Genomic DNA, 17,434 nt, shown 5'->3' with positions numbered 1-17,434 from the left:
CTGTAAAAGGTGATTTTATGCAAAAAAAATGGCTTTTCATACTTCTCACTATTGCACTTATGATTAGTATGCTTTTCATACCTTTCCGAACCGCCCTTGTCTTTTATGATGGAAAAACGAATAATCAACAGGCATTTCTGATTCTTGATTCTGGAGATTATTTTGGAATAACTTTTACGCATTCCATACACTTAACAGATGTCGTGGAAAAGTACCATATTACAGATGATAATAAAATTATACAATATGAAATGATCTATGAAGAATTTGGAATAGGAATGCCAAATGATGCAATGGTAGATGAAGAGTTTGAATATATTGATGGAAAATATCATATAAAAAACATGACCAATGAATTTGACTATTTAAATATACGAAACGGTAAAAAAGTTTCTAATCATAGACTTTCTTGGGGGAACAGCGATGAACGCACGGATGTACACACTGTTCCTTTTAATGATTACTTTATCCCGGGCAATTGGTATAAGTTAGAAGTTAAACAAATGTCCTTATTTGAGCAATTGAAAGGAGTGAACATTCATGAGTGATCAACAATATGAAAATCTTTCTGAAAGCAAACAACAAGAACTGTTAGAAAAGTATGATGCAGAAGCGAATACTAGAAAACTGACTGGAGTTTTAGCAATCATAATATTTGCTGCCCTTGTTCTTTTCTCCATTTTTCAATTATATACGGGGATATTCGGACAATTGACAGCATACTTACAACGAACCATACATTTAGGATTTGCGCTGTCGCTTATCTTTTTGCTATTTCCTGCAGTACGTAAGACAAAAAAAGATAGAATTCCTTGGTACGATTATATTCTGATGGTGTTAGCCATTGTAGTTTGTGGTTATTGGCCGTTAAATTACGATTCACTTGTACAACAATTTGGCTCAATCCCACTAGATCAAATGCTTATTGGAGGATTAGCGATTCTGCTTGTATTAGAAGCGGCACGTCGGGCGGTTGGATTACCAATTACGATAATTGCTCTGCTATTCTTGGGTTATGCATTGTTAGGTCCTTATATACCAGGGATGTTTGCACACTCTGGATTATCATTAGAACAATTAATCCGTTCTATGTTCTTTACAACAGAAGGAATTTTAGGTACCCCATTACAAGTATCGTCCACATATATTTTCTTATTCCTTTTATTTGGGGCGTTTTTAGTACAGACGGGTGTAGGAAATTATTTTAATGATTTAGCTATTTCTATAGCTGGAAAAAGGGTTGGGGGGCCTGCTAAAATTGCTATATTCTCCAGTGCTTTGAATGGAACAATTTCAGGAAGTTCAGTAGCAAATACAGTAACTACTGGTTCTTATACGATCCCTTTAATGAAGCGACTTGGTTATCGTAAGAATTTTGCCGGGGCTGTAGAAGCAGCGGCCTCAACTGGTGGACAGATAATGCCGCCGATAATGGGTGCAGCAGCATTCTTGATGATTGAGTTTGCCGGGGAAAGTTATTGGAATATAGCTAAGGCAGCTATCATACCTGCTATTTTATATTTCGCAGGTATTTGGATAATGACTCACTTGGAGGCAAAACGAACAGGCTTAAAAGGCTTGTCTAGTGAGGAAATTCCTAGTAAAAAAACGGTATTAAAGAAAATACATCTATTACTACCTATCGTTGCTATCGTTTATTTCTTATTTGTTGGAGTTAGTGTTGAAAGAGCAGCAATATACGGTATCTTAGCTACCATCATTGTTAGCTTGTTCCTTAAAGATACACGTATAACAGTTCCAAAGTTTTTTGTAGCCTTAGAACAAGGTGCAAGAACAGCACTTGGCGTTGCTGCAGCAACAGCTTGTGCGGGTATAATCGTTGGTGTGGTCACGAAAACCGGTTTGGGACTTAAACTTGGTAATAGTTTAGTATCTATTGCTGGAACTATTGCAAGTACACCTGAAATACAATTAATGCTTACACTTGTATTTACAATGATAACTTCCATTATTATAGGAATGGGATCACCAACTACGGCGAATTATATTATTACATCAACCATCGCATTACCAGCGATTTTAGCGTTGAATGATAATTTAGATGTAGCTATTCCTGTATTAGCTGCTCATATGTTCGTATTCTACTTCGGTATTGTAGCGGATATTACACCTCCGGTAGCTCTTGCTGCTTTTGCGGCAACAGGGATATCTGGTGGAGAACCTATTCGTACAGGTGGGAATGCTGCTCGATTGGCAATTGCTGCTTTCATCATTCCGTATATGTTCGTATTAAATCCTACATTACTAATGATTGATTCTACTTGGTTAGAGATCTTATTCTCCTTATTTACTGCAATACTCGGTATGATTGCTATTAGTGCAGGTATGATAGGGTACTGGTACCGAAATATTAAGTGGTACGAAAGGGTCTTAGCAATTGCAACAGGTTTATTATTGATTTATCCTGAGGGTATGTCAGATACCATAGGATTTGTGTTATTTGCACTTCAACTACTGATACAATTTGTTACTAGGGATAAAGATAATGATAATCAAAGTGAAGTAAGTATAGCTAACAACTAGATGAATAAAGACCCGCATGAAACCCAAAATGGTTTTCATGCGGGTTTACTTATACATTATGACATTATTAAAATGGATTATTTCTAAATAATTCTTCATAGAAAATCTTTCTGTTATGATGGAAACAGTGATTTTTGATTAAGAAGAGGCGAATACATATGAAAAACCAGCAATATGACTTTACACAGGGTAGTATCGCTAAACAGTTATTTTATTTTTCAGGACCGATATTACTGGCAAATTTATTACAAACTTCTTATCAATTTATAGATAGTTTATGGGTAGGTAATTTATTAGGTTCATCTGCTCTAGGTGCGGTAGCGATATCAGGTAGTATCCTTTTCGTGGTTCTCTCCTTTATTATTGGTATGAATAATGCAGCACTTACCATTCTTTCCCAACAAAAAGGAAAACAAAATGAAAAAGGCTTAAGAAATTACTTAAATGCTTTTGTTGTTTTATTAACCTTGATTTCAATATTTTTAGGGGTAATAGGATACATATTTGCTGAGCAGTTTTTAGGTTTATTAGGAACCCCACAAACGATGATGGAAGATGCCAGTACATATTTAAGAATCAATTTTATGGGTATTTGGTTTCTATTTGGCTATAACTTTATTAGTACAGTACTTCGGTCATTAGGGGATAGTAAAACGCCATTATATTTTATTACCATTGCAGTAGGTTTAAATATTCTATTAGATCCGTTGTTCATTTCTGTATTCAATTGGGGGATAGAAGGAGCTGCATATGCTACTCTACTTTCACAAGCATTCTCTTTTTTATGTGGAATTTCTTATGTTTTATGGAAGAAATTGGCTCCGTTCTCTCTACCTGCGTTACCGGCAAGAGAAGAAATAAAATTAATTCTGCATTTAGGAATACCATCTGGATTACAAATGGCTGTTATTTCAGCAGGTTCTGCAGCAATTATGAGTGTAGTGACAACACATGGAGAGTCTGTGATAGCTGGGTTTGGAGCGGCTCAACGTCTAGACAGTTTACTTATGCTGCCTGCTCATGCATTAAGTACATCCGTTGCAAGTATGGCTGGACAGAATATCGGAATTAAAAATTGGGAACGAATACGTCAAATTGCAATTTATGGAGTAATATATAATTTTGCTATTATGCTGATAATTGGTATTGCAGTAGCCGTATTTGCACAATATGGAGTTCGGTTATTTATCAGAGAATCTGATGCAGTAGATTTTGGAACGGTATATTTACAAATTGTTGCACTTTGTTATCCATTTTTAGGTATTAACTTTATATTAAATGGAATAGTGCGTGCAGCTGGTGCGATGTACCAAGTGCTCATCCTAAATGTTATTTCTTTCTGGATTTTAAGATATCCGTTAACGGCTCTATTTTCCTCGTGGTTTGGGGAAGTTGGAATTGCAATTGGTATGGGCGGGAGTTTTGTATTAAGTAGTTTGTTCGCTATTTTTTATTACCGATATGGTAAATGGCGACAGAAGGAATTGTTCGCGAATTAATTAACAGAGTAGGAGGAAAACATGCTTCTATTAATTGGAATTATATCCGGATTTATTATTGGTTTGTTTTTTTATTTATGCCAATTAATTACAAATAAACCAGTATATACCTTATTAATGAACATTGATTATTTCCCAATAATAGGGAAATGGCAACATCCACCACTATTTGAATTTAGTTATCATATTATTGTATCTATTGTATTGGTTTACACGTTAATCTTCTTCCTTCGTTTATGGGATTTGGAACGTAAACTTTGGGCATATGTAAGTATAAGTGGATTAATCGGTTTATTAATTTATCCTACTACTCTTTTATCCAATCGTACCCCAGAACTTTATGATGGCTATTCTATAATCATCTGGCTAATCGGTCACCTTATTTATGGTTCCTCCATTGGATTACTTCAACAGTATTGGAACAAAACTTGAAGGAGAATGAAGATTGAATAGAAAAACTTCTAAGAAGTGGAAATATACGACAAAACAACTATTCGGAATTAGTCTTCTGCTTATTTTATCATTAATTGTATTATCTTGGATTACGAATTACATTGAAAATCACCGTACGAGAGATGCCCCAGGCCCGATGCAAAAAGATGCGTTACCGGAAATTAGTGAGAATATATGGGAGTATCACTCGATTGTTAGCAGATATGCCAAACAGTATGGAATCGAAGAACACACACCAGTTATACTTGCTATGATGATGCAAGAGTCGGGTGGAAGGGGACTAGACCCGATGCAATCATCTGAGAGTTTATGCGGGGAGAGGAACTGTATAAAAGACCCTGACCTATCCATACAGCAAGGTGTATCATTTTTTGCACTAGCTTTAGATAAAGCCGACGGTGATATTAAATTGGCTGTACAAGCGTATAATTTTGGGCATGGATTTATCGAGTACGTTCAAGATAATGGGGGAGAGTACACACAAGAGGCGGCAATTACTTTCTCACAAAAAATGTATGATCAAGCGGGTAGAAATAATTCCATCTATACGTGTAGACGGGAAGAAGCAAAAGAACTGGAAGCATGTTATGGAGATATTTATTATGTTTCCTCTGTTATGGATTATAGGATTGTAATAGAAAGACAGATTGGAAACTGATATGATGGAATAAATCATATGTTTGAGGAGGAGAAGAAAATGAGAAAAGCAATTCAAACAGAGGAAGCACCAGCTGCCATTGGACCATATTCTCAAGCAATTCAAGCTGGTGATTTTCTTTACATTTCTGGGCAAATTCCAATTAATCCAGATAGTGGAAATGTTGAAGAAGGAATAGAAAATCAAACGAAACAAGTTTTAAATAATCTAAACGCTATTTTAGAGAAAGCAGAAGCGTCATTCGATCATGCAGTTAAATTTACTATTTATCTATCATCAATGGAAGACTTTAAAGTTGTTAATGAGATATACGGAAAATATTTACAGGAACCATATCCTGCCAGAGCGACAGTTGAAGTGAGTCGTTTGCCGAAAGACGTATTAATTGAAATGGACCTTGTTGCATACGTAAAATAGATAATGTAGAGGAGGAATAGTATGGATAATTTTGTGTACCAAAATCCGACCAAACTGATTTTTGGTAAAGGACAGATTGAACAACTTTCTAAAGAGATTGAGCCTTTTGGGAAGCGTGTATTGATTGTTTATGGCGGAGGAAGTATAAAGCGCAATGGTATATATGATAATGTTCTTGCTGAACTTGGAAAAATAGAAGCAGCTGTATTTGAATTACCAGGTGTAGAGCCAAATCCACGTATTTCTACGGTTAAAAAAGGTGTAGAAATTTGTCGCCAAGAATCCATTGACTTTATATTAGCAGTCGGTGGAGGTAGTACCATTGATTGCACGAAAGCAATTGCAGTCGGTGCAGTTACTGAGGCGGATATGTGGGATGTTGTTACGAAAAAAGAAAAAGCACAGGGTGCGTTGCCATTTGGTACGGTACTTACATTAGCTGCAACTGGTTCTGAAATGAATGCTGGATCTGTTATAACGAATTGGGAAACAAATGAAAAACATGGCTGGGGTTCTCCATTTTCATTCCCTAAGTTTTCTATATTAGACCCTGTCCATACATTTTCTGTGCCTCGTGATCAAACGATATACGGTATTGTTGATATGATGTCTCACGTATTAGAGCATTATTTCCATCATACAACGAATACACCAATACAAGATCGTTGGTGCGAAGGAATATTGTTAACAATGATAGATACTGCACCTAAACTATTAGATGATCCAGAAAATTATGAGTATAGATCAACTGCAATGCTAGGCGGTACTTTAGCATTAAATAACATGCTGAATTTAGGATATCATGGTGACTGGGCAACACATAACTTAGAGCATGCAGTTTCAGCTGTTCATGATATTCCACATGGTGGTGGGTTGGCAATCTTATTCCCGCAGTGGATGCGACATGTATTAGATGAAGAAAATGCACCACGCTTTAAACAATTAGCTGTGAGAGTGTTTGATGTAGATGATCAAGGTAAGTCAGATAAAGAAGTTGCACTTGAAGGTATTGATAAGCTTCAAGAATTTTGGACTAGTATCGGAGCTCCAACCAAGTTAAGTGATTATGATATTAATGAAGAGTCTGTCGAAGAAATGGCAGATAAAACGGTGATTGCCAGACCAGAATTTGGTAATTATAAAAAACTAACTCGGCAAGATTCTGTCGATATTTTTACGGCAAGTTTGTAATTTCCCGGGAAATAAATTGTCGTATAAAAGAAGAGCTTGTCGTGTATTATTCATACACGGCAAGCTCTTCTTTAATTTGCTTACGTATTTTAATTAGGCACTCTTCGGGAGTTTTACCAAATACGCGTTTATTATTAACTAATGCATATGGTCTTACGGCACAAAGGCCACAAAAAGATAAGCATTCATTTGTTAGCACAGCTACCTCCGGAAATTCTTCCTCTAAGATAGACTCTATATCAATGGTAGTGATTGCATTTCCGTCACAAATTTCAACGACGACTATTCCCATTGCTATCACTTTCTTTCTATAATAGTTTCTTGTTATTTTTAGCATATTTGATACAACAAATCAATTAATTGACTTAGAAACTAGACAGAAGTGAACTTAGCGATAAAAAAATATGTGTAAATCGAAATGAAATGATTTATGGATCTTACTTAGAAGAATAGGAGTGAGAATGAGACCCACTTGATTCATATTCATATTGATACCAAACATATAACATGATAAGTCCACTGAGAATCAATAATAAACTTGTTATTAAAAATACGGCAGAGAAACCAAACGAGGCGGCAATTGTACCACCCAATGCAGGTCCAATAATATTACCCAAGAAACGTAAACTTGTATTATAACCAAGGACTTCTCCTTGCATAGATAGTGGTGCTTCCTGACGAATATATGCAATTCTCAATGGGACAATGCCTCCAATAGATAAGCCAAGTAGAAAACGTAAAATAACGAGTTGCCATATATTTGTTACAAACATTCCAGGTAAATATACAAACCCTGCAGCAAATAATAAAATAATGAGTATTTTTATATAACCTTGATTATCTCCGATGATTCCCCAGCGCCGAGCCATTAAAAGATTACCTAGCCCAGCAGCTGAAAAAGCAATACCGGCAAAAAATGCAAGATTTACTGGACCGTGAATCTCAGCCACAAATAAAGAAAGAATTGGCTGTATGCTAAAGTGGGCAATCTGAACAAGTGCAGATAATAACATCACTACAAATAGTACGGGTTTTTGTAGAATGTGTTGTAATACTTCTTTTCTGGAATATTTTTTCGTATCATTTTCATCACTGGAGAATTTCATTTTTAATTCTTTAACTCCAAATAAAACGAGCAATCCAGAAATGAAAATAGTAATTGCAACCCATTTAAATGTACTCGTATATCCAAATGCATCTGCTAATGCTCCGCCGAGTAACGGCCCCATGAGAGAACCAGTAATTGTTCCCGTTTGAAGGGTTCCTAGTACTTTTCCTGCAATTTCTTTAGGTGTTTGTGTTGCAATAAAAGCTTGTGACATAGGGATAAATCCTGTTACAATTCCCATAAACAAGCGTAAAAGAAATAATTGCCAAACAGTATTCGCAAATCCCATTAAAAATACAGAAATACCGATTCCAAAAGCAGAGGCGATCATGATTTTTTTCCGTCCGTATCGATCGCCGATTCTTCCCCAAACAGGAGAAAAGACAAATGCTGTAATAAATGTAACAGCAAACGTTAGCCCTGACCAAGTTTGTACGTAGCCTTCAGAAAAATCTCCCATTGACTCAATGTATAAGGAGATAAAAGGAACAACCATAGTCATGCTTCCGCTAATAAAAAAGTTTGCTAACCACATGATGACCAAGTTGCGCTTTACATCTTGATTGTTATGAATGATGTTCGAACCTTCTTTCTTGCCGATTTATTTCGTCAATCTAAATATACAGAAACACGAAATAAAAAGAAAGAAATCTGCTCAAAAAAAAATGCGCTTAATTCCTGTCAGTTAATTCCTTTCGAGGTATAATATAAGATAGCTCATCTAATTCTAATAATTTCGAGACAAGCATAAGATGAATTAGCTTGTAAGAAAGGGGAAAAAAATGAAAACTACATTAAATATGATGAAGTATATCGCTTTAGGATTAATCTTGTTTGGAAGTTTTGCAATGCCAGTATCTGCAGATTCAACTACAATCATTATATATGGAGACAAATTAACGGATAGCCAACGTGCGGAGGTAAGAGAGTTATTAGATATATCAGATCAAGAAATGGTTGAGGAGCATGATGTAACTGGGCAAGATTACGCGGACTACATTAACGGTAACCCACGATCAAATATGTATTCTTCTGCAGGAATTATCTTAGAATCACAAGGGACAGGATTAGAGGTTAACATCGTTACACCGCAAAATATAACAGAAGTTACAGCAGAGATGTATGAGAATGCATTACTTACAGCAGGAGCTGAAGATGCGACAGTGAATGTTGTTTCACCAGTACAAGTTTCTGGCCACTCTGCACTTACAGGTATTTATAAAGCCTACGATGTAGAGGGAGAGCAATTAGATAAAGAAAGAATGGAATTAGCAAATGAAGAGCTGAATGTTGCAACTGATCTTGTTGACAATGGTGATGTCAATCAAGAGGAAGTAAGTAATTTATTAACAGAAATAAAAAAAATGATTGCAGAACAAAATCCAGCGACAAGAGAAGATGTAGAGCAAATTGTAAGTGAGCAACTCAATAAATTAGAAATTAACTTAAGCGAGCAAGATCGCCAAATGCTAGTGGATTTATTTGATAAAATGAAAGAGTTAGAAATAGATTTTGGAGCAGTAAAGGAGCAACTCGATAGCATTACAAATTCCATTGTTGAGAAAGCTGAAGATCTCGGGCTTGATGAAGGATTTTGGGATAAAGTAGCGAACTTCTTTAGGGATTTATTTCGTTCTATAGGAAATTTATTTAGTTAATTGATTGATTTTAAAAGTAATTTTGGAACAAACAATAGCTGGAAGGATCGTTGACAATGATCTTTTCAGCTATTTTTATTTACTAAGTGAGAATGGGGATGGTATAAAATCGTAAAGTGAAAAGTCAGTTCGTAAGTAGAGATAATGAATCTCTACTTACGAACTGCTAACGTTGATAGAAGCAATGTTTTAGCTACACATTTAAATTTTCGGAACGAACGTTTTACAATCCGTTTCTTCACTTGTAGAAGCTTGTCTACCCTTATGACTAACCACGTAAATTGCATCAGCCATGCATCTGTTTCCAACAGCCCAATACGTACAGTTATTCACTTCACAAAGTACATCTTTTGCCATAAAAACACCTCCTCTTTTTTATCATTAGCAACTACTGTTTATTTCATACAATACAACCAAAATATTCATAATAAATAGAAATTTAACCCCTTAATATAATTAATCATTCTGGTGAAGTTTCACTTAACTATTTGCATGAGATTATGATTAGAAAAAGAATTTTAATTATTACAGTTTTTCTTGAATAAAGAAGTTTTGACATAATAGGAATATATAAGTATATGAATATATCATTTATATTACATTTGTAATAGTTTTAGAGTATAACGTAATTATTGTAACTTACACTTAAATCTCCTGTAACTGTATTCTCCTTACCCCTGTGATAGGATAGAGTTTGTCAAAATTGAAGGAGGTTATCAGATGAGAAAACTAGTAGCAGCGTTATCAGCAAGTATTGTATTTACAGGCTTGGCTGCAACCACAGTTTCCGCTGAATCAACAGAACATGAAATCCAACCCGGAGAAAGTCTTTGGGAAATTGCAGACCAATATGATACAACAGTAGAAGAGTTAATGGATATAAATGATTTAAAATCAACCGTAGTTCATCCAAAGGATATGGTTTATCTTAATAATATATATACAGTTGAGCGTGGAGATACGTTAACAAGTATTAGTGATGAGTTTGATGTCAAGGTTGCTCAACTTAAGGAGTGGAACAATCTTTCTACTGATTTAATTGTTATAGATCAAGAGTTATCCATTAAAGGGGAACTTGATACTAAAGAGAATAAAGAAACACCGCAACAAGAACAAAATACATCGGATCAATCAGAAGCTGATGAAAGCAATGCTTCTGAATCAACAGAAGAATCTGCACCAGAGGGAGAAACTATCTCTATGTCAGCTACAGCTTATACAGCAAAATGCGATGGTTGTTCTGGTGTCACATACACAGGCATTGATCTAAATAGCAATCCAAATGCTAAGGTTGTTGCAGTTGACCCTAATGTAATTCCATTAGGTTCTGAAGTTTATGTTGAAGGATACGGCTATGCAACAGCTGCAGATATTGGTAGCGCAATTAACGGTAACAAAATCGATCTTCATGTTCCAACAAAAGAAGAAGCAAATAACTTTGGTGTACAACAAGTAGACGTGACTATTGTAGACTAATAATAGTCAATCATAAAAAAAGGGGACCTTTATTCATAAAGGTCCCCTTTTTGGTTATTTTAAAACAAGAGATTATATTAAAGCTGTATCTCGGTTGAATGAGTTGATTTTTCTTCAATTACTTCAGTTGGATCATCACTCAAATCGTTATAACCAACAACTCCGACAGTAACAATAATACAAATAAATAATGCGAGTAGTATCTTTCTCATGGTGCTATCCCCCAAAGTTAATTTCCTATTTTCAGTATAAGGGAAAATAACTGACTTTTCTACATAAAAAACATATTTTTAAATAGGTAATTATAGACAGTAATAATAGGGCAAGATTAAACATTTTAATGGGTTTATGGTAAACTGAGAGAGGTTGATAAATTCTCTCACTCTTAAGGAGGATGATTTAGATGACAAGTAGTAAATTAGATCAATTTTTACAAGAAAATATTTCTGATTTGAAAGAACGTGGACTATATAATGAAATTGATACAGTGCAAGGAGCAAATGGTCCTGAGATAACAATTAAAGGGAAAAAACTCGTCAACCTTTCTTCTAATAATTATCTAGGACTTGCTACTAATAATGAAATGAAGGAAGTAGCCAAAAAAGCAATTGATTCTCACGGTGTCGGAGCAGGTGCTGTAAGAACTATTAACGGAACTTTAGATTTACATATTGAGTTAGAGAAGAAAATCGCTCAATTTAAAGGAACAGAAGCAGCAATCGCTTATCAATCTGGTTTTAATTGCAACATGGCTGCAATTTCTGCTGTTATGGATAAAAATGATGCCATTTTATCCGATTCCCTTAATCATGCATCTATTATTGATGGATGTCGTTTATCGAAGGCAAAAATTATTCGGTTTGAACATTCGGATATGAATGATTTGCGCCAGAAAGCAAAGGAAGCAGTAGAGTCTGGTCAATATAATAAAATTATGGTAATTACTGATGGTGTGTTCTCAATGGATGGAGATATTGCAAAACTTCCTGAAATTGTAGACATTGCTGAAGAATTTGATTTGATTACGTATGTTGATGATGCACATGGATCTGGTGTTACCGGAGATGGAGCAGGTACGGTTAAGCATTTTGGCTTGCAGGATAAAGTAGATATGCAAATGGGGACATTATCAAAAGCAATTGGTGTTATTGGTGGTTATGTAGCTGGAAAACAGTCATTAATTGATTGGCTAAAAGTACGCTCACGTCCATTCTTGTTCTCTACTGCAGTATCTCCGGCTGACGCAGTAGCAAGTAAAAAAGCTATTGAAATGCTAATGGAAAGCACGGAATTAAATGAAAAATTATGGAAAAACGGTGATTACTTAAAACAAGGTCTTAAAGACTTAGGATTCGATATCGGTGAAAGTGAAACTCCAATAACTCCTTGTATTATTGGAGATGAGAAGAAAGCTCAAGAGTTTAGTAAACGTCTATACGAAGAAGGCGTATATGCAAAATCGATCGTATTTCCAACCGTTCCAAGGGGAACAGGCCGAGTAAGAAATATGCCTACAGCAGCACATACGAAAGAAATGCTTGATGATGCGATTGCCATTTACAAAAAAATTGGGCAAGAAATGAAGCTTATTTAATGAATGACAAGTAAGAGGAGATTTTTACTATGAAAAAGATTTTAGTTACAGGAGCCCTAGGTCAAATTGGTTCCGAGTTAACAGGTATGCTCCGTCGTATCTATGGAGACGACAAAGTTATTGCAACAGATTTAAGAGAACCAGAAGGCGATTTTCAAGGGCCTTTTGAAGTAGTTGATGTAACAAATGGCGAGCAATTATTTGATGTTGCTAAAAAACATAAAGTAGACTCAGTAATGCATTTAGCCGCATTGCTTTCTGCTAAAGCAGAGGCTTTCCCTAAAATGGCTTGGGATATAAATATGGGTGGATTATTAAATGCGTTGGAGACTGCCAAAGAATTAGATTTAAAATTTTTCACACCGAGTTCTATTGGTGCGTTTGGTCCATCAACTCCTCGCGATCAAACACCACAAGATACATTGCAACGTCCGACTACAATGTATGGTGTGAATAAAGTTTCTGGAGAACTTTTATGTGATTATTATCATTCTCGTTTTGGTGTAGATACACGTGGTGTCCGCTTCCCAGGATTAATTTCATATGTAGCTCCTCCAGGAGGCGGAACAACAGACTATGCAGTAGAAATCTATTACGAAGCTATTCGTAAAGGTTCTTATGAGTCGTATATTTCAAAAGGAACGTATATGGACATGATGTATATGCCAGATGCATTAAATGCGATTGTTAAATTAATGGAAGCTAATCCAAACAAATTGGTCCACCGTAATGCATTTAATATCGCAGCAATTTCAGCTGCACCAGAAGATTTTGCTAAAGCGATTAAGAAGCATATCCCAGATTTTAAAATGTCTTATTCTGTTGACCCTATTCGTCAATCAATTGCAGATAGTTGGCCGAATTCCATATCTGCTGATGCAGCAGCGGCTGAGTGGGGATTTGAAGCCAAATATGATATCGATCGTATGACTACAGATATGTTAAGTAAAGTCCGTAAAAAAATCAATGTATAATAAAAAATAGTTTCTCTGCTTGTTAGGCCGCTTTTATTTCCTCATTAATTGGAATGAAGCGGCTTTTTTCTTATTAGTGAGAAATATTTTTGTGGTGGTGACTTGACTTACATCTGAATAGGAATGTAACTTAAATTGTTCCATAGCGTGCTCTATAAACCAAAACAGATGGAGAAATCGCAAAAAGTGGTTAACAGACGTGCTCTATAAACCAAAACAGAAGAGGAAATCGTAAAAAGTAGTTAACAGACGTGTTCTATAAACCAAAACAGATGGAGAAATCGCAAAAAGTGGTTAACAGACGTGCTCTATAAACCAAAATAGAAGGAGAAAATGTAAAAAGGGTTTAATATACATGCTCTATAAACCAAAATCATTCGAAAGAGCGATCAAGGAATTTTATACTGTAATTATATTCCTAAAAACCATCTCCCAGTTAACTTCACTTGAATACATTCTTCCATTCAATCAAAAAAACACCTTCGAAATGGTACAAGCGTTACGTACAAAATCGAAGGTGTTTCATATTGTAAAATATCTCTATCTCAAAAACATTATTTTATGATGCATACATTTTTTGGATACGATCTTGTAGTTCTTTATCACGAGCGTATTCATCGTAAGAAATTTCTTTGTCGATAATGCCAGATGGTGTAATTTCAATTAAACGATTAGCGATACTATTAATAAATTCATGGTCATGTGACGTGAAAATGATGGAACCTTTAAAACGGATTAATCCATTATTTAATGATTGAATGGATTCTAAATCTAAGTGGTTTGTAGGCTCATCAAGTAATAACACATTTGCATGTGAAAGCATCATTTTAGATAGCATGCAACGAACTTTTTCCCCACCGGATAATACATTAGCTTTTTTCTTCGCTTCTTCACCAGAGAATAGCATACGTCCTAAGAACCCACGTAAGAACGTTTCTGTTTCATCCTCTGGAGAATACTGACGTAACCAATCAACTAATGGTAAATTGCTTCCTTCGAAGTACTCCGAGTTATCTTTCGGGAAGTAGGACTGGGAAGTGGTAATTCCCCATTTAAAAGAACCTTCATCCGGCTCTAATTCACCAGCAAGAATTTGCAATAACGTAGTATTGGCAATATCATTTTTACCAATTAATGCTACTTTATCATTTGGATTTAACGTAAAGTTGATGTTGTCTAAAACTTTTACACCGTTAATGGATTTAGTTAGTCCTTGTACTTGTAACAAGTCATTTCCAATTTCTCTTTCTGGTGTAAATGCAATATAAGGGTATTTACGTGAAGATGGTTTAATATCTTCTAGCGTAATATTATCTAACATTTTTTTACGTGAAGTTGCTTGCTTTGATTTAGAAGCATTTGCACTAAATCTTGCAATAAACTCTTTTAATTCATTGATTTTTTCTTCTTTCTTCTTATTCGCTTCTTGTGCCATTTTTGATGCAAGTTGGCTAGATTCATACCAAAAATCATAATTCCCAACATAAATTTGTATCTTTCCATAGTCAACATCTGCGATATGCGTACATACTTTGTTTAAAAAGTGTCGGTCATGGGATACTACAATAACTGTATTCTCAAAGTTAATAAGGAACTCTTCTAACCATTGAATTGCTTGAATATCCAAACCGTTTGTCGGCTCATCCAATAATAGGATATCTGGATTACCAAATAATGCTTGTGCAAGAAGAACTTTTACTTTTTGTTCTTCAGGAATATCTGCCATCAATTTGTCGTGAATGGACTCATCAATACCAAGACCTTTTAATAATACAGCTGCGTCGGATTCTGCTTCCCAACCATTCATCTCAGCAAAATCACCTTCAAGTTCAGCAGCACGAATTCCGTCTTCTTCAGAGAAATCTTCTTTCATGTAAATTGCATCTTTTTCCTGCTTTACTTTATATAGGCGTTCATGTCCCATAAGCACAGTTTCTAAAACTGGATGTTCCTCATATGCAAAGTGATCCTGTTTTAATACAGTTAATCTCTGTCCGGGTGCCATGGATACATTACCAGATTGTGGTTCCACTTCACCGGATAGTATCTTAAGAAAAGTTGATTTACCGGCTCCATTTGCTCCAATCACTCCATAGCAATTGCCTGGTGTAAACTTTAAATTCACGTCTTCAAAAAGTTTTTTATCTCCATATCGTAAACTAACATTCGTAACGTTAATCATTATTAATTGCCTCCAGAAAAAAAGTATCAAATTCAGCTTACGTCATTTGTAGCTACAATGCAAGATAGGGCTTTAGAAATAGTTAAATTGTGTAGGCATATTTAGGTAAAGGTGCATAAATTAAAAGTAATATTATAAATATATTAAAAATTAACTTGTACAACTAGGTACTTTTGTATATAGTAATACAAAGAGATGCGTCCTAAGCAAAAGGGGGTAAGAGGAATGTGTGAAAGGACGGTATATTTACTATTTACAGACACGGGGAGTTATCTTTCGAGAGCGATAAATTTGTATACGAAAAAACCTTTAAATCATGTATCCATAGGATTTGATGAAGAATTAACCGAATTATACAGTTTTGGGAGAAAACAACCTAATAATCCGTTTATTGGTGGTTTCGTAAAGGAAGATATTAGAAATCCATTTATGCGATATTCGCCTTGTGCTATTTATCGTTTTCAAGTGTCTAATGAAGATTATCTTAGTATAAAAAAACATATAAGAGATATAGAAAATAATCAAAATATATATCGTTATAATTTTATTGGTTTGTTTGGAGTAATGCTTCATATTAGAATTAATCGAAAATCAGCATATTTCTGTTCTCAATTTGTAGCAACAGTACTACAACATATCTCATCTTTTAAGTTCCAAAAGCCTCCTTATTTTACCACACCATCTGATTTACGTGAACTACAAGGTATTGAACTATTATACGAAGGAACGTTAGATGATTACTGCGGTTTAAAAAAGAATATAGAAAAGCACTCATTATCTATTTTATAATATTATTTTATTAGAAAAAGAACCTATGTGTAGAATGTGATATAAGGGGTATAGATTATCCAAAACATAGGTTCTTTTTTATTATGTCTTATTCTGCATGTGACGTGCAGGAATATCCAGACTTCAAGATTATGATGAAGCTTAGTATATAGGAGAAGAATGTCTCCACTGTGGCTTTATAATAATCAGGCTATCCACTATCGCACGCATAAATGGTTAGTCTTCCTCATAAAGCCCTCGTAATGATTCTGAGTTTAGTTGTTGAATACCAAGTGTTTCATACGGCACATTCAATTTAAGTGCTATATTATTAGCCTCTAAATCAATGTTTTCTACAGATACATGAAAGTTTCCTTGTATATCCATATCCGTAACTGCAACATAGATTTCTTGCTCTTCTGGGTTAATCGTAACCCATTCTGGCATTGGTAAGTATCTTCCCATATATTCCATAATTTTTTTGTTCGGAAGCTCTAATAAACCTACAGATATTGATTTTTGTTTGAGTATCAGATCTCCGTTCGGTTGGACTAGTGGTTCAAGTCTAACTGATAAAGGAACCGTGGAAGAGAATACAGGTAATTCTCCCATTAAATGTACATCTTCTTCAAGTGCTATTCGATAATGATGATTTGTCCCTTCAAGTAATTTTTCGATATATGCATTTACTAAACTATTTAAATTTTGTTTTGTTGTACGAATAATAAACTCGGAACTTTCTTGTTCATTTATATCATTTGAGGATGGGTATTCATTATTCGATACAGGCCAAAAGATGAGGGAAAGAACGATAATTATCAAAAGTATATTTAAGGTAAATAACCCTATGAAAAGTTTTTTCCACTTGTTTATCTTTTTTAGTCTTCTTAATCGTTCTCTCATTATGTTCAT

The 17,434-nt window shown here is 34.9% G+C and carries 18 protein-coding genes; 12 read left to right on the top strand and 6 right to left on the bottom strand.

Annotation, left to right across the window (positions count from 1 at the left end; genetic code table 11):
* Window positions 1–17 precede the first annotated feature (17 nt).
* The 7 genes from C794_RS16570 to C794_RS16540 all read left to right on the top strand — a co-directional run bounded on the left by C794_RS16570 (window position 18) and on the right by C794_RS16540 (window position 6,762).
* Window positions 18–548, top strand: coding sequence for a DUF1850 domain-containing protein (locus C794_RS16570; protein ID WP_026133834.1), 531 nt, complete (start codon window positions 18–20; stop codon window positions 546–548).
* Window positions 541–2,544, top strand: coding sequence for a TRAP transporter permease (locus C794_RS16565; protein WP_017798286.1), 2,004 nt, complete (start codon window positions 541–543; stop codon window positions 2,542–2,544). Before C794_RS16570 ends, C794_RS16565 begins: the two co-directional genes overlap by 8 nt.
* Before the next feature lie 158 nt (window positions 2,545–2,702).
* On the top strand, window positions 2,703–4,043 hold the full coding sequence (locus tag C794_RS16560; RefSeq protein WP_017798285.1) for an MATE family efflux transporter: 1,341 nt from the start codon (window positions 2,703–2,705) through the stop codon (window positions 4,041–4,043).
* Window positions 4,044–4,064: 21 nt separating this feature from the next.
* Window positions 4,065–4,475 (top strand): hypothetical protein, encoded by a 411-nt coding sequence (locus C794_RS16555; RefSeq protein WP_017798284.1) that lies wholly within the window; start codon window positions 4,065–4,067, stop codon window positions 4,473–4,475.
* A 13-nt stretch (window positions 4,476–4,488) separates the two neighbouring features.
* Window positions 4,489–5,154: a lysozyme family protein gene (locus tag C794_RS16550; protein WP_017798283.1), complete on the top strand. Its 666-nt coding sequence runs from the start codon at window positions 4,489–4,491 to the stop codon at window positions 5,152–5,154.
* A gap of 39 nt (window positions 5,155–5,193) precedes the next feature.
* Window positions 5,194–5,571 carry a RidA family protein gene (locus tag C794_RS16545; RefSeq protein WP_017798282.1) on the top strand — a complete coding sequence of 126 codons (378 nt, stop codon included), beginning with the start codon at window positions 5,194–5,196 and terminating at the stop codon, window positions 5,569–5,571.
* Between the two features lie 21 nt (window positions 5,572–5,592).
* On the top strand, window positions 5,593–6,762 hold the full coding sequence (locus C794_RS16540) for an iron-containing alcohol dehydrogenase (RefSeq protein ID WP_017798281.1): 1,170 nt from the start codon (window positions 5,593–5,595) through the stop codon (window positions 6,760–6,762).
* 46 nt (window positions 6,763–6,808) lie between these two features.
* Here the strand turns inward: C794_RS16540 and C794_RS16535 are convergent, their stop codons facing one another.
* A complete protein-coding gene (locus C794_RS16535; RefSeq protein ID WP_017798280.1) occupies window positions 6,809–7,054 on the bottom strand; it encodes a YuzB family protein in 246 nt (81 codons plus the stop codon).
* Window positions 7,055–7,199: 145 nt separating this feature from the next.
* A complete protein-coding gene (locus C794_RS16530; protein WP_039819842.1) occupies window positions 7,200–8,405 on the bottom strand; it encodes an MFS transporter in 1,206 nt (401 codons plus the stop codon).
* A gap of 247 nt (window positions 8,406–8,652) precedes the next feature.
* Here C794_RS16530 and C794_RS16525 point away from each other — a divergent pair, with 247 nt between their 5' ends.
* Window positions 8,653–9,528 carry a DUF1002 domain-containing protein gene (locus C794_RS16525; RefSeq protein ID WP_017798278.1) on the top strand — a complete coding sequence of 292 codons (876 nt, stop codon included), beginning with the start codon at window positions 8,653–8,655 and terminating at the stop codon, window positions 9,526–9,528.
* Between the two features lie 201 nt (window positions 9,529–9,729).
* Here the strand turns inward: C794_RS16525 and C794_RS20530 are convergent, their stop codons facing one another.
* Window positions 9,730–9,885 (bottom strand): DUF1540 domain-containing protein, encoded by a 156-nt coding sequence (locus C794_RS20530; RefSeq protein ID WP_017798277.1) that lies wholly within the window; start codon window positions 9,883–9,885, stop codon window positions 9,730–9,732.
* Between the two features lie 363 nt (window positions 9,886–10,248).
* On the opposite strand from C794_RS20530, the gene C794_RS16515 reads away from it, so the two are divergent.
* A complete protein-coding gene (locus C794_RS16515) occupies window positions 10,249–11,004 on the top strand; it encodes a 3D domain-containing protein (protein WP_017798276.1) in 756 nt (251 codons plus the stop codon).
* Window positions 11,005–11,081: 77 nt separating this feature from the next.
* Here the strand turns inward: C794_RS16515 and C794_RS21200 are convergent, their stop codons facing one another.
* Window positions 11,082–11,216 (bottom strand): hypothetical protein, encoded by a 135-nt coding sequence (locus C794_RS21200; protein ID WP_017798275.1) that lies wholly within the window; start codon window positions 11,214–11,216, stop codon window positions 11,082–11,084.
* A gap of 191 nt (window positions 11,217–11,407) precedes the next feature.
* On the opposite strand from C794_RS21200, the gene C794_RS16505 reads away from it, so the two are divergent.
* Together C794_RS16505 and C794_RS16500 are read left to right on the top strand one after the other, a co-directional pair.
* Complete coding sequence (locus C794_RS16505; protein WP_017798274.1) at window positions 11,408–12,598, top strand: glycine C-acetyltransferase; 1,191 nt, start codon at window positions 11,408–11,410, stop codon at window positions 12,596–12,598.
* Window positions 12,599–12,627: 29 nt separating this feature from the next.
* Window positions 12,628–13,572, top strand: coding sequence for an NAD-dependent epimerase/dehydratase family protein (locus C794_RS16500; RefSeq protein ID WP_017798273.1), 945 nt, complete (start codon window positions 12,628–12,630; stop codon window positions 13,570–13,572).
* A 559-nt stretch (window positions 13,573–14,131) separates the two neighbouring features.
* Here C794_RS16500 and C794_RS16490 read toward each other — a convergent pair.
* Window positions 14,132–15,754 carry an ABC-F family ATP-binding cassette domain-containing protein gene (locus C794_RS16490; RefSeq protein WP_017798271.1) on the bottom strand — a complete coding sequence of 541 codons (1,623 nt, stop codon included), beginning with the start codon at window positions 15,752–15,754 and terminating at the stop codon, window positions 14,132–14,134.
* A gap of 225 nt (window positions 15,755–15,979) precedes the next feature.
* Between C794_RS16490 and C794_RS16485 the strand changes: the two genes are divergently transcribed.
* Window positions 15,980–16,543 (top strand): hypothetical protein, encoded by a 564-nt coding sequence (locus C794_RS16485; RefSeq protein ID WP_017798270.1) that lies wholly within the window; start codon window positions 15,980–15,982, stop codon window positions 16,541–16,543.
* 216 nt (window positions 16,544–16,759) lie between these two features.
* On the opposite strand, the gene C794_RS16480 is transcribed toward C794_RS16485, so the two are convergent.
* Window positions 16,760–17,425 carry a YpmS family protein gene (locus tag C794_RS16480; RefSeq protein WP_017798269.1) on the bottom strand — a complete coding sequence of 222 codons (666 nt, stop codon included), beginning with the start codon at window positions 17,423–17,425 and terminating at the stop codon, window positions 16,760–16,762.
* Between the last annotated feature and the right edge of the window lie 9 nt (window positions 17,426–17,434).

Origin of the sequence: Oceanobacillus kimchii X50, from assembly GCF_000340475.1 — a bacterium.
Lineage (GTDB): Bacteria > Bacillota > Bacilli > Bacillales > Amphibacillaceae > Oceanobacillus > Oceanobacillus kimchii.
Note: the sequence above shows the minus strand (reverse complement) of the source record. Positions and strands in the feature narration are given on the sequence as shown.

What these genes read in the sequence shown, in the direction of transcription:
- C794_RS16570 (WP_026133834.1), top strand. Translation starts at nt 18, where the DNA reads ATGCAAAAAAAATGGCTTTTCATACTTCTCACTATTGCACTTATGATT.
- C794_RS16565 (WP_017798286.1), top strand. Translation starts at nt 541, where the DNA reads ATGAGTGATCAACAATATGAAAATCTTTCTGAAAGCAAACAACAAGAA.
- C794_RS16560 (WP_017798285.1), top strand. Translation starts at nt 2,703, where the DNA reads ATGAAAAACCAGCAATATGACTTTACACAGGGTAGTATCGCTAAACAG.
- C794_RS16555 (WP_017798284.1), top strand. Translation starts at nt 4,065, where the DNA reads ATGCTTCTATTAATTGGAATTATATCCGGATTTATTATTGGTTTGTTT.
- C794_RS16545 (WP_017798282.1), top strand. Translation starts at nt 5,194, where the DNA reads ATGAGAAAAGCAATTCAAACAGAGGAAGCACCAGCTGCCATTGGACCA.
- C794_RS16540 (WP_017798281.1), top strand. Translation starts at nt 5,593, where the DNA reads ATGGATAATTTTGTGTACCAAAATCCGACCAAACTGATTTTTGGTAAA.
- C794_RS16535 (WP_017798280.1), bottom strand. Translation starts at nt 7,054, where the DNA reads ATGGGAATAGTCGTCGTTGAAATTTGTGACGGAAATGCAATCACTACC.
- C794_RS16530 (WP_039819842.1), bottom strand. Translation starts at nt 8,405, where the DNA reads ATGTGGTTAGCAAACTTTTTTATTAGCGGAAGCATGACTATGGTTGTT.
- C794_RS16525 (WP_017798278.1), top strand. Translation starts at nt 8,653, where the DNA reads ATGAAAACTACATTAAATATGATGAAGTATATCGCTTTAGGATTAATC.
- C794_RS20530 (WP_017798277.1), bottom strand. Translation starts at nt 9,885, where the DNA reads ATGGCAAAAGATGTACTTTGTGAAGTGAATAACTGTACGTATTGGGCT.
- C794_RS16515 (WP_017798276.1), top strand. Translation starts at nt 10,249, where the DNA reads ATGAGAAAACTAGTAGCAGCGTTATCAGCAAGTATTGTATTTACAGGC.
- C794_RS21200 (WP_017798275.1), bottom strand. Translation starts at nt 11,216, where the DNA reads ATGAGAAAGATACTACTCGCATTATTTATTTGTATTATTGTTACTGTC.
- C794_RS16505 (WP_017798274.1), top strand. Translation starts at nt 11,408, where the DNA reads ATGACAAGTAGTAAATTAGATCAATTTTTACAAGAAAATATTTCTGAT.
- C794_RS16500 (WP_017798273.1), top strand. Translation starts at nt 12,628, where the DNA reads ATGAAAAAGATTTTAGTTACAGGAGCCCTAGGTCAAATTGGTTCCGAG.
- C794_RS16490 (WP_017798271.1), bottom strand. Translation starts at nt 15,754, where the DNA reads ATGATTAACGTTACGAATGTTAGTTTACGATATGGAGATAAAAAACTT.
- C794_RS16485 (WP_017798270.1), top strand. Translation starts at nt 15,980, where the DNA reads ATGTGTGAAAGGACGGTATATTTACTATTTACAGACACGGGGAGTTAT.
- C794_RS16480 (WP_017798269.1), bottom strand. Translation starts at nt 17,425, where the DNA reads ATGAGAGAACGATTAAGAAGACTAAAAAAGATAAACAAGTGGAAAAAA.